The 12,645-nt window shown below is 35.7% G+C and carries 8 protein-coding genes; 5 read left to right on the forward strand and 3 right to left on the reverse strand.

Annotated elements, in window-relative coordinates; all coding sequences use genetic code 11:
- Nucleotides 1-151: 151 nt before the first annotated feature.
- Both ACKI67_RS09290 and ACKI67_RS09295 read right to left on the reverse strand, forming a co-directional pair.
- Entirely contained in the window at nt 152-1,477 is a 1,326-nt protein-coding gene (locus ACKI67_RS09290) for an ATP-grasp domain-containing protein (protein WP_407463250.1), read from the reverse strand.
- Nucleotides 1,478-1,602: 125 nt separating this feature from the next.
- Complete coding sequence (locus ACKI67_RS09295; RefSeq protein WP_407463251.1) at nt 1,603-2,730, reverse strand: DegT/DnrJ/EryC1/StrS family aminotransferase; 1,128 nt, start codon at nt 2,728-2,730, stop codon at nt 1,603-1,605.
- Between the two features lie 330 nt (nt 2,731-3,060).
- Between ACKI67_RS09295 and ACKI67_RS09300 the strand changes: the two genes are divergently transcribed.
- On the forward strand, nt 3,061-5,268 hold the full coding sequence (locus ACKI67_RS09300; RefSeq protein ID WP_407463252.1) for a CDP-glycerol glycerophosphotransferase family protein: 2,208 nt from the start codon (nt 3,061-3,063) through the stop codon (nt 5,266-5,268).
- A 106-nt stretch (nt 5,269-5,374) separates the two neighbouring features.
- Here the strand turns inward: ACKI67_RS09300 and ACKI67_RS09305 are convergent, their stop codons facing one another.
- Entirely contained in the window at nt 5,375-7,564 is a 2,190-nt protein-coding gene (locus tag ACKI67_RS09305) for a Tex family protein (protein WP_407463270.1), read from the reverse strand.
- Nucleotides 7,565-7,859: 295 nt separating this feature from the next.
- Here ACKI67_RS09305 and ACKI67_RS09310 point away from each other — a divergent pair, with 295 nt between their 5' ends.
- The 4 genes from ACKI67_RS09310 to ACKI67_RS09325 all read left to right on the forward strand — a co-directional run bounded on the left by ACKI67_RS09310 (nt 7,860) and on the right by ACKI67_RS09325 (nt 12,615).
- Nucleotides 7,860-9,197: an NCS2 family permease gene (locus tag ACKI67_RS09310; RefSeq protein ID WP_407463253.1), complete on the forward strand. Its 1,338-nt coding sequence runs from the start codon at nt 7,860-7,862 to the stop codon at nt 9,195-9,197.
- A 345-nt stretch (nt 9,198-9,542) separates the two neighbouring features.
- Entirely contained in the window at nt 9,543-11,264 is a 1,722-nt protein-coding gene (locus tag ACKI67_RS09315) for a glycosyltransferase (protein ID WP_407463254.1), read from the forward strand.
- Nucleotides 11,265-11,333: 69 nt separating this feature from the next.
- Nucleotides 11,334-11,714, forward strand: a complete 381-nt coding sequence (locus ACKI67_RS09320; protein WP_407463255.1) for a DUF120 domain-containing protein — start codon at nt 11,334-11,336, stop codon at nt 11,712-11,714.
- A gap of 61 nt (nt 11,715-11,775) precedes the next feature.
- A complete protein-coding gene (locus ACKI67_RS09325) occupies nt 11,776-12,615 on the forward strand; it encodes a zinc-ribbon domain-containing protein (RefSeq protein WP_407463256.1) in 840 nt (279 codons plus the stop codon).
- Nucleotides 12,616-12,645: the final 30 nt, after the last annotated feature.

Raw genomic sequence — 12,645 nt, forward strand, 5'->3', positions numbered from 1 at the left:
TATGTATATTATATAATATAAACATTTGTTGAAAAGCCATTTATATGCAATTAGTTTAGTATAGATGGCAATAAATAATTATTTTTTGAAAAAAAGCAGTTTAAGTTAAAATTAAAGTCTTAAATTTGAATTTTATTCAAATCCAAGGCAATTATAATTTCCAATCTATCAATGATTCAACAGCGTCCAAATCAAAAACAGGAATGTTCAAATTATCAGCCACTGACAATCTTTCGCTGAATGAGTCATCAATGAATATGGATGGAAGCTCATTATCCATAAAATCAATCTTATTATCTTCCTTGGAGAGCATTATTATTTCATCAAAGAGGTGGATGTCAATTTTCAAGTCCCTTAAGGTTTCTTCTATGTCCTTTGCATGCTTTGTTATGAGAATTATCTCCTTATTTTCGTTGACGCACTGATAGAGGAACATCATGAGGAATGTATTGATCTTTCCCTTGAAAAATACTGTGTCATCGAAATCCAAATATACACGTTGGTAATCTATTTCGTAATTGAATCTGTTTGTTAGTGCCCTGTCGATTGTCAACTTATTCCTGTTTGAGATGATGCTTACGTCAATTCCCAAATGGGTGTATAGGGTCAGCAGTGGGAAATTTATTCCAGTATTCCTATGCAGTGACATTGTTCCTGCAATTCTTGGAGCGATTTCCAACAATTTGTATTCATCATTCCTGTCTTTTTTCAATTGGAAAAACCATGCTCCATCAAAGGACAATTTTGAGTTTATGATTTCAGCGATTTCTCTCACTTCATCTTCTGTTTCGATTGTTGTGGCATTAACGCTGATGCCGTCCTTGATTCTTATTCTTTCTCTTTTTTCACAGTAGAGCAATTCTCCTTTTGATGAAAAACAGTCAATGGTATACTCTTCATAAGGCAAATATTCAACTGGAACCAAATCTGGGTTTTCATTGAAATGGTGCTTCAAGTCATCTAAGCTATTTGCAATAGCCACCCCTTTTGCCCCTTGGCCGATATCCGGCTTTAAAAAAATAGGAAACTCCAAGCCTTTGGAGATTTCCTCTAGCTTGGATTCATTATCGTCATCAAAACTTTCTTTTTTAATGTCATAGACTTTAGGAGTGAATTTTTCATCCTTAAAGAATTCATAGGTTTTCCTTTTGGATCTGCAGATATCACAGGTTTTCTCATCAGAGACTATGATTTGTGCATTTAAGTCGTCCTTCAGTTCAGATAGCTTCAAAACCACATCATCATGGGAAGGATAAATCAAGTCGATATCGTATTTTTCTATGATATCATTCAAACAATCCAATAGGTTCTCATCATCTATAAAAGGAATATTGTCAATATAATTTTTATAAACGTATTTTCCATGGTCATCTACACTGGATCCACCAAACAAATTAAAGTCTTTGCTGTATTTTAATGCATTATGGATTTCCAGTCCTATTTCTGCACCGCATGGGAATACTAATACGTTTTTCATTTTATCATTCTCTTCTATGATTTTATGGATTGATGAGATTATAGAAATCATATCTTAGTTTAATAAGTAAATATCATAGCAAATTATCATAGTAAATTATCATAAGTAAATTATCATAAAATAAGTTATTCATAATTTTTTAATTCCAATTTAATTATTTCACAAATTTGGCCTACATCATCTAAGCTTAATCCATAGTACATTGGCAATGAAAGGATTGAATCGCTTACATCCTTAGCTATTGGAGTATTTCTTTCAAAGTCATATGCCGGAAACTCATTGCATGGAGGATAGAAGTATTTTTTGGCAAATACGTTGTATTCAGCCAACTTATCCATTAGATAATCCCTTTCCTCTACACCATTTAATTTTATTGTAAAGTAAGCGTAATTGTAATCAACATTAGCTTTAGGTCTGATTACTTTCAATTCTCCTGCATCTTCCAAATCTTCAAGGCATTCCAGGTAGTGATTGTAAATTAGGGACCTTTCATGGATGACATTATCAAGATTGTTTAGATTGCATAATCCCATTGCAGCTTCAAACTCATTCATCTTTCCGTTTTTACCTAAGAATCTGACCTCTTCCTTGTCAGGGGTAATTCCGAAATTCTTCAAGGCCTTTAATTTATAGCTTAGTTCATCGTCATCAAAAATCAAGGCTCCCCCTTCGATGGTGTTGAACACTTTGGTGGCATGGAAACTGAGCATGCTCATATCACCATATTTTACAATTGGCTTATTTTCTATCTTGACGCCAAATGCATGGGCTGCATCATAAATGACCTTTAGGTCATGTTTCTTTGCAATTCTCTCTATTTTTTCCACTTCACAAGGATTTCCAAAGACATGAACAGGCATTATTGCGCAAGTATCTTCGGTAATTAGGGATTCGATGTTTCCAGGATTGATGTTGTAATATTCATCATCAACATCTGCATATACTGGCTTTAAGTTATTCTCTATGATTGCTTGGGTGGTTGATGCAAATGTGAATGGGGTAGTGATCACTTCTCCTTCAAGGTCTAATGCCTTTAAAGCTAAATCTAGGGAAGTATGTCCATTTGAAAACAATTCTACATTTTTAGCATTAAAAAGATTTTTCAAATTGGTTTGAAATTCATGTTCCAAAGGCCCATAATTGGTTAGCCATTGGTTATCCCAAATCTCCTCCAATTTTTTCTGATACTCTTTTAAAGGAGGCAAGAGTGGCCTTGTTACAAAAATTTTTTCTTTAAAAATTAAATTACCCATACAATCACCATATAATAAACATAAATCAGTAGATTTAGTTTTAAACATATTATTATTTATACAGAAATACTTATGTTAATTGTTGTATATATAACCTTTGCAAAATCTTTTTCTTAAGACTTTATAAAAACATATTTTTTTACTTATATTCGTATGTTGAATGTAAAAAAGCTTATATAGTATTTAAATCAAATATAACTATGGTATTTTACTTATTTTAAAATAATACTGATAAATTAGTCTTAAATTGACAAAAAACCTAAAATACATAAGTAAATTAAGTTAAGTTTTCATTATTTTTTAAATTTCTAAAATTATTGAGTTGTTGCCATGACCTTTTTAAGCATTATAATACCCTTTGACAGGCCTCTAAGATATCTGAAAGATTGTTTGGATAGTTTATCTGAGCAAAAGATGGAAGATACAGAAGTAATTTTGATAATAAATGGCAATGAGGAGGATATCAGCGATCTTCTTAAGGGCTATGATGAAAAGCTGAATCTAATTTTGAAGCAGTTCGATGAAAGGTTAGGTGTTGGAAAGGCAAGAAATGAAGGCCTGAATTTAGCTACGGGTAAATATGTCTATTTCATTGACAGTGATGATTACCTCTATTCCAATGCTTTGGAAAAGCTGTTCGAAGTTGCTCATAAAACCGATGCAGATTTCATCAATGCCGAAAGGGCTAATACTGCTTTTATCAAGGATAGGGTTGAAGAGGCAAGAATCATTAAAAGACAAAGCCAGCTTCTCAAGAATGATGCAACTGATTTGGAATATTCCATAAAGTTCCTTGTAGGTACAAAGACAACTCGTTTGGAAGTTTTATCTGCTTTGCACTGCCTTATGAAAAGGGATATTGTTGGCGATTTGAGATTTGAGGAAGATAACCGCTATTTCGCTGACTATAATTTTATATTGACTATTTTTGAAAGGTCCAATTCATTTATAGGCGTTGAGAATGCGATATATTCAAAAAGACTAAGGGATGACCCTATCAATTCTCCATCACTTAATCAGGAAGAGGTGGAGAATAGATTTTTGATGTATGCCGATGCCTATTATGAAGTCACAGGCCGTCTTGATTATTTAATCGATGAAAGTGAGAATCCTGCTGATTTGGAAAAGTATACTCTGCTTAGGCAAAGGATCACAAGAAAATTCCTAAGGTTCTATTTCAAGAAATTCGCACGACAGTTCTTGCTCAGTGAGGATGAGGAATGGAGAGAGGAAAATTTTGAAGTGATGAAGGACATCTCCAAGGATTTCGATACTGAAAACTACAACCGCTACAAAAGAAGAGAAATTGAAATGTTGCAGAGTGGAGACAAGTCAAAGCTTAGGAAATCCATTCAGTTAAGGTCTAATAGAAATCATTTCAAGAGAATATTGAGGCAGCGTTGGAGATTCAAGGCCCTTATCTATAGAAATGTTTACAATAAGAGACCAACCATTCCTAAAAAGCTGCTTTTTGAAAGCTTTTACGGTAAATATTACTCTGACAGCCCTAAATACATTTATGAATACCTATACAAGAATCACAAGGATGAATTTGAATTCGTATGGGTATTGAACAAGAAAGGCATAAAGATACCTGGAAATCCAAAGACAGTCAAGAGATTCAGTTTGGATTATTATAGGCATTTGGCTCAAAGCGAATATGTGATATTCAATACAAGGCATCCGAAAAGGATAGTCAAAAAGGAAGACCAAGTATATGTCTGCACATGGCATGGAACCCCTCTCAAAAGGCTTGGATTCGATCAGGGAAACCTTTATTTGGATAATCCACGCAGTAAGCATGCATACAGAAAGGATTCCAGTGAATGGGATTACATGATTTCTCCAAATCCATACACTACAGATATCCTAAGGTCTGCATTTGCATATGAAGGTGAGATCATTGAAAGCGGATATCCAAGAAATGACATTTTATACAATGCAAGCAGTGAAGACATTGAAAAAATTAAAGAAAGCTTAAAGCTCCCTGATGATAAGAAAATCATTCTTTATGCACCTACATGGAGAGATGATGACTATTATGACACTGCCAGCGTGAAATTCAATCTTCAATTGGACCTTAACAGATTGAAGGAGGAATTCCGAGATGAGTATATTGTTCTTTTAAGACTTCATTACTTCATAGCAGACAATGTTGACCTCTCAGGTTGTGAGGATTTTGCATTCAATGTAAGCGATTATGAAGACATTGCAGAGCTATACCTAATCAGCGATTTGCTCATTACAGATTATTCAAGTGTTTTCTTTGATTTTGCAAATCTTAGAAGGCCTATATTGTTCTACACTTATGATTTGGAAAAATATGAAAATGTCTTAAGGGGATTCTACATTGACATCAATACAGAAGTCCCAGGGCCTTTATTGAAAAACAATGATGAGGTTGTTGAAGCCATTTCCAATATAGACAGCATTGAAAAAGAGTATAAGGAAAGATATGATGAATTCTATGATAGATTCTGCAGTATCGAAGATGGAAATGCTTCCCAACGTATTTACAATAGACTTTGGAAGAGATAATGGAATTATTAATTCCAATTAGCTACTTCTATAATTTTTTTATTTTTAAATCTACTTTAATATTCTTTTTTTAAGTTTTTAAAAGTAATTTTAAATTCTTTTTTTTTTAAATGATCATAGACAATTGAATTCTATGACGTGCCACATCAACATCAAGAACCTTCACATCTATGATATCCCCAACGCTTACGAAATCAAGGGGATGCTTTACAAATTGTGTGTCAGTTATTTGGGATTTGTGAACCAATCCATCCTGATGGACTCCAATATCCACAAATATGCCGAAATCAACCACATTTCTTACTGTACCGCTTAAGACCATTCCCTCTTCAAGGTCTTCCATTGTGAGAACATCCTTTCTGAGTATTGGCTGTGGCATCTCTTCCCTTGGGTCTCTTCCTGGCTTTTTAAGTTCCTTTGCAATGTCCTTCAGGGTAATGGAACCTATGCCTAATTCCTCTGACAGGCTTTCGAACTGCTCATCAGTCAAGTCAAGGTCGGATTCCTTGATCTTTCTGTTTTCCAGATCTTCAAGAGAGTATCCGAGAGAGCTTAAGAATGCAATTGTAGCGCCGTATGATTCTGGGTGAACTGTTGTATTGTCCAATGGATTGTTTGAATCCTTCACCTTCATGAATCCTGCACATTGCTCATATGCCTTTGGCCCTAATTTATTCACCTTTAAGAGTTCATCCCTTGTATAGAACTTTCCGTTTTCCTCTCTGTACTTTACGATATTCTTTGCAACTGTTTTGCTGATTCCTGAAACATGCTCCATAAGAGATACTGATGCGGTGTTGACATCAACTCCCACTTCATTCACGGATTTTTCAACAACATTGTCAAGGGACTCTCCAAGTTTCTTTTGGTTCATGTCATGTTGGTATTGTCCCACTCCAATGGATTTAGGGTCTATCTTTACAAGTTCTGCAAGAGGGTCCTGAAGACGTCTTGCAATTGAGATTGCACTTCTTTCCCCTACATTGTAATCTGGGAATTCCTCGCTTGCAAGTTCACTTGCAGAGTATACGCTTGCTCCAGCCTCATTGACGATTACATATTGGACATCAAGGTCCTTTATGATGTCTGCCACAATTGCTTCGGATTCCCTTGAAGCGGTACCGTTTCCGATTGCAATGATGTTTATGTCATATTTGAAGATCAAGTCACGGACAGTTGAACGGGTTTCCGCGATCTTGTTTTGAGGTTCTGTTGGGAATACAAGTGCAGTTTCCAAAACCTTGCCGTATTCATCTACTACAGCAAGCTTGCATCCTGTTCTGAATGCAGGGTCCCAGCCTAAGACAACCTTGTTTATGATTGGTGCCTGCATCAATAGCTGTTCAAGGTTTTTGGAGAAGACCTTTATGGATTTGTCCTCTGCCTTTTCAAAGAGCTGGTTTCTAAGTTCCCTTTCGATGGCAGGGGCAATAAGTCTCTTGTAGGAATCCTCTATCGCTTCGGTTAATGTCTCTTCAGTGTATTTGTTGTAGATAGGTTGAGTTGGCTTTCCACCTTTGTTGATAAGAACATGACGTCTTAAGTATGCTATGATATCCTCTTCAGGAGCGCTTATCTTTATCTTTAGGAACTTTTCCTTCTCTCCACGATTGATTGCAAGTATTCTGTGGCTAGCTATTTTAGACACTTCCTCACTATAGTCATAGTACATGTCATAGACGGATTCCTCATCCTTGTCCTTTGCCTCAGAGATAAGTTCCCCATCTTCATAGCTCAACTCACGAATAAGGGATCTGAAGCTTGCATTGTCAGAGATTATTTCAGCTATTATGTCCTGTGCTCCTTGAATTGCCTCTTCAGTATCGTTGACTCTCAATTCCTCTTCTATATCCGCATTGTCTGAAGTCACATAGTCTTTGGCTATCTCTTCAACTGGAACATCTATATCTTGGGCAAGGATAATGTTTGCCAATTCCTCCAATCCCTTTTCCTTAGCTATTGTAGCACGGGTTCGTCTTTTCTGCTTATACGGCCTGTACAAATCTTCAAGTTCAACAAGGGTTTTCGCTTCAAGAATGGCTTTCTTTAGCTCTTCAGTTAGTTTTCCCTGTTCTTCAATGGAGTTTAAGACAGACTCCTTTTTCTCTTCAAGGTTTCTGAGATATTTCAATCTTGCATCAAATCTTCTAAGAATTTCATCATCAAGTGAGCCAGTTGCCTCTTTTCTGTATCTTGCAATGAATGGAATTGTATTTCCATCGTCAATTAGCTTTATAACGCTTTCAGCTTGTGATATTTTTATATTGAGTTCCTGTGATAATGTATCTGCAATCATCATTTTTTTACCTATAATAATCTTTTTCTTTTTATTTTAGTTTTTTCAATTATAATTCTCTATTATAATTCTCTAAATTATTTTTATTTTCAAGATATTTAAATTTAATTTTTGATGAATTTTTAATGATTTTTTTCATTTGATTACCAAATATAATATCTAAGGGCATTTCGTTTTTTCAAAATAAATTCAAAATAAAGTATTACATTAATATCAAAAACTTAATAAATAATTTACACATATATATAAAATAAGAAAACTTATATTAGTTTAGTTTTCATATTTGAGGTGTTTTATGTTAAATAAACTTTTTAAATTGGATGAAAAAAATACTAATGCCAAGACTGAGGTTATTGCAGGTTTAACAACCTTCCTCGCTATGGCATATATTTTAGGGGTAAACCCTGCTATGCTTGCTGACGGCGGAATGCCTGCAACAGGTGTGTTCTTTGCTACCGCTGTCGCATCAGGTATTGCTTGTATTATAATGGGTCTAGTTGCTAACTGGCCTGTTGGACTTGCTCCAGGTATGGGGTTAAATGCATTGTTTACCTATACCATAATTTTAGGTATGGGTTGCAGTTGGAACGCTGCTTTGGCAGCTGTTGTATTGTCAAGTATAATCTTTTTAATCATTACCATTTCCGGATTAAGGGAAGCAATTCTTAATATCATTCCTCTTGACTTGAAACTGGGTATTGGTGCAGCTATTGGTTTCTTCTTGGCATTCCTTGGTTTAAAAGGTGCTGGAATCATCGTTGCTGATCCTTCCACTTTCGTAACTTTAGGTGCTATGACTTCTGCCCCTGCACTTCTTGCATTGATTGGTATCTTAATTACCTTAATCTTCTATGTACAAAAAGTTCCTGGTGCTGTATTCTTCGGATTGATCATCACTGCTATTTTAGGTTTAATCTTTACAGTATTCGGATTCGGTGCTGGAGACCCACTTATGCCTAGCATCCCTGCTGAATTCATTTCATTCAGCTTTGACACAAGCTTGGTTGGAGGATTCCTGTCTGGATTTGGAGAGCTGTTCTCTAATATTCCAAACTTAGTCATGATGCTCTTCTCACTTGTATTCGTTACATTCTTTGATACTACAGGTACCTTGCTCGGTATTGCTAACCAAGCAGGATACATTGACGAAAAAGGTGAAATTGAAGGTATTGAAAAAGCATTTTTAGTAGATGCATTAAGTGGAGTAATCGGTTCCATTTGCGGTACAAGTACCTTAACTGCATATGTAGAAAGTGCTACTGGTGTAGGTTCTGGTGGTAGAACTGGACTTGCTGCAATCGTAACTGGTATCTTATTCTTATTATCCGTATTCTTTGCACCTACCGTTCTTGCATTGTTCACATCAACCGTAACCGCAGCTGCTCTTGTTATGGTCGGTGTATTGATGATCATGCAATTGAAAGATGTGCAATGGGACAGCTTGGTTGTAGCTGCATCTGTATTCATGACCATTATCATGATGGTATTGACATATTCCATTTCCCTTGGTATCGCATGGGGATTCGTAACTTACACTGTTGCAACCATTGCTACCGGTAAATACAAAGAAATAAGTTGGGGAATTTGGGTATTGGCTATTGTGTTCTTCTTATACCTGTTCTTCGGACTCTAAGCAGAACTCAAAGTTTAACCCAAGTCAAATACTTAGTGTAAAATCATGTTATCACTTTATGTGATAACTATTCCTTTTTTATTTTTCTTATTTTTTCTTATTAACTCATTCTTCTTTTCTTGTTTTCTTATTCATTTTCATATCTATTTATCGATATTTTGCCTTTTCTATACATATTCCATTTATTTTAAACCCCCTTGTTCATCATGATTATATCGCAATAATATAACAAAATTTATACATTCTTAAAACATAATAGTTATATTGTAAATTGTTAACATATTCAATATTGAAGAAATATGATTAATTTTATTATTTCCATGAGAACTTTAATGAGGTGAAAACTTGTCTTGGCTAATGGTGATTTTAGTATTTTTACTTGCATCAATCAAATCAACTAAAAATCCTAAAAAATCAGTATCTATTGTTATTCCTGCATATAATGAGGAAGCTACTGTTGCTCAGGTTGTTAGCGTAGCACGCAAGCTTGACTATGTAGATGAGGTGATAGTAGTTGATGATGGGTCCAGTGATAGGACTGTCGAAGAGGCAGAAGGAGCGGGAGCTACTGTAATCAGCCATATAACCAATGAAGGTAAGGGTTCAGCTATCAAGACAGGATTCAAGAATTCCCATGGAGACATTGTAGCATTTATTGATGCAGACATTTCAAATTTCACATCCGGCAAAATCGATAAGATCATCAGGCCGATTCTAGAGGGTAAGACAGATATCACAAAAACCAAGTTTGCAAGGGAAAGCGGTCGTGTAACAGAGCTTACCGCGAAACCTCTCTTAAGTTTCTTCTTCCCTGAACTTAATTATGAACAGCCTTTAAGCGGTCAATTTGCAGGTAAACGTTCTGCATTGAATAAGATTAAATTTGAAAAGGATTATGGTGTGGATGTTGGTATCGTACTTGATGCTGATGTTCATGGTATCAGTATTTTGGAAGTTGACATCGGTGACATTTCTCACGATATGTCTCCTCTTGCCGATTTAAACAAAATGGCGAATGAAGTGGTTAGAACCATCATCGACAGGGCAGTGGATTACGGCCGTGTTACAATGATGGACACTTTAGGAAACTATATCAGAATGGCCATTATGGGATTGTCCCTCATTATTTTAGGTCTTTTCATGATATTCTTTGTACCTTTCATACCATTGTTGATATCTGTATTTGTATCCTTTGTCGGTGTTGTGCTGACAGTTCTTTACATTGTCAAAATCATTAAGAGATCAATACCTATCCTAAGGAAAAGCAATACCCGTACCTCTTTGCAATCCTTTGTAAAGATGCATTTCCCTGTAATAGTTTCAGGATTGATTCTGGTTTTGATGCTTTCAACATTCCTGTCCGCAGCTACATTCAACGATGGTAAAATTTCAGTGGAGCTCACTTCAAGAAACTTTGTATATGCACCATCTGACGTAAATCAGCAAACCATTTCAGTGAGAGGTCCATATACCATTGACAGTGCTATTGAAAATGAAACAGGCATATTAAGGATTCCGCAGGATGCATTAAGCACATTGGAAATGTCTGAGAATGACACGATGATAATTGATGGAAGGCAGTATTATGTAAATACCACAAGAGAGGGAGATTCTGCAGATACCTTTAGATTGCCATCAAAAGCAAGGCAAAGTTTAGGTTTGGACGAGCGTGAGGTCATACCTAACAGCCGTATCGCTGAGATATTCCAAAAATCAATTGTAAAGCATAATATTCAATTCAATAATTTAAGTGATGAATTGGAAGGATTCGTGGAATTCAGCATTAGCCCTAGATCCAAGAATGCAACTTTCTTTAACTTGACTTTAGAAAATGAATCAATTTTGTCTTCAGTCGGAAACTTCAAATTTAACTCCAGCTATTCAATTCAATATGATGGAAATGTGATGTGCACATTCGATTATGATGATGTAGAGAAAGGAAGCTTTAATTTCACTTATGGAGAAAAGGACGGCAGGATAATATTTGAGGATAGAAACAGCACATCAATCAGAAACTATGTTTCAAGTGACAAGGATGCATTCGTTCAGTTAACTTCACTTCAATGAATCAGTTCATGCTATAATTATCATTGATTTTACGAAATTTTTTAATTATCATATTTATTAGGGATTATAATGGAAATTACAGGAATTGTTACAACAGGTTTAGGAAAAGCTGCATATTTTTTAGGTCAAGACTTTTATAAGGACCAGTTCAGAGAGAAATGCGGGTTCACCCCATTTGCCGGAACTTTAAATCTAATTGTAGAAGAGGATAAGCTGGATGACATCAGGCTAATGAAAAACAGCTGCAAGAATGTCATAAAGCCAGATCAAGGATTCGGTGCTGTAAGGTATATCAAAGCTCATCTTAATGATAATATTGTTGGAGCGATCGTATTTCCAGACAAGACAACTCATGACGAGAATTATCTTGAGTTTATAGCAAAGGATAAATTGAGGGACAAATACAATTTTAATGATGGAGATGAGGTTCTTATAACCATTGACATTTAATGACTATTCTATTTTTTTAAGTTTTTTATAAGTAGCGAATTTTTATATTGAGGGGGGTAATATGAAAAAATGTGCAAACTGCGGTAAGGAAAATCTTGACAAGGCCATTTATTGCGCTGAATGTGGATTCAAATTGGATTCAAGTTTGAATGATTCCATAGGCGCTTCAAGTGCTGACGCTTCTGCATCGTCTGGTTTCATAGGCGCTTCAAGTGCTGACGCTTCTGCATCGATCGGTTCTGATTCTAATGGCACAACTGCCAATCCTGATTCAAAAAGGAAAGGCGGTATGAAGATGTGGTGCTGCTATGTGCCTGTAATTCTTTTCATTGGTTTTATTGTGGTTGCAGTGGTTTACCATGATGCTGGTGAAAGCTTTCCTATAAGCTATGGCCATACCTATGAATATTTTGATGTGGACGGGGATGGGAGATTATCCCTTGATGAGGCTTTGCAAGTAAATCCAAACATACCTGATTCAAACGTGACCAAATATTTCAATGAGGCGGATACGAATCATAATGGCTACCTGAAGGGCCATGAGTATGAACTGTTTTATGATGATTTAAAGTATTATAGGAAATATTACATTGATTCCAGTTCTTCCAGTTCAGGCAGTGACAAATTCAAATATTCCAGTTCATCCTCATCAAGCGGAGGCCATGATTACAGTTCAGGAAACTCCAAATCCACCAACAGTCTAGATGATCAAGAATATGATAGTGGTGAAGGCTATGTTTTGACCTGCCCATACTGCGGAAGCGAATCTGTCTATGAAACCGGAGGCCATTATAGATGCGCTGCATGCGGTTCCAATATCTACAATCCGGATGATCTGGAGTTGGGATATGGGGAAGGATATGTGGAGTTGACAGCTCCAGTTACCATAACTATTAATTAATAAGTTTACATAATAATAATTAGATTTGAT

Source organism: Methanobrevibacter sp. (genome assembly GCF_045577275.1).
Classification (GTDB): domain Archaea; phylum Methanobacteriota; class Methanobacteria; order Methanobacteriales; family Methanobacteriaceae; genus Methanobrevibacter.

What these genes read in the sequence shown, in the direction of transcription:
- ACKI67_RS09290 (WP_407463250.1), bottom strand. Translation starts at nt 1,477, where the DNA reads ATGAAAAACGTATTAGTATTCCCATGCGGTGCAGAAATAGGACTGGAA.
- ACKI67_RS09295 (WP_407463251.1), bottom strand. Translation starts at nt 2,730, where the DNA reads ATGGGTAATTTAATTTTTAAAGAAAAAATTTTTGTAACAAGGCCACTC.
- ACKI67_RS09300 (WP_407463252.1), top strand. Translation starts at nt 3,061, where the DNA reads ATGACCTTTTTAAGCATTATAATACCCTTTGACAGGCCTCTAAGATAT.
- ACKI67_RS09305 (WP_407463270.1), bottom strand. Translation starts at nt 7,564, where the DNA reads ATGATTGCAGATACATTATCACAGGAACTCAATATAAAAATATCACAA.
- ACKI67_RS09310 (WP_407463253.1), top strand. Translation starts at nt 7,860, where the DNA reads ATGTTAAATAAACTTTTTAAATTGGATGAAAAAAATACTAATGCCAAG.
- ACKI67_RS09320 (WP_407463255.1), top strand. Translation starts at nt 11,334, where the DNA reads ATGGAAATTACAGGAATTGTTACAACAGGTTTAGGAAAAGCTGCATAT.
- ACKI67_RS09325 (WP_407463256.1), top strand. Translation starts at nt 11,776, where the DNA reads ATGAAAAAATGTGCAAACTGCGGTAAGGAAAATCTTGACAAGGCCATT.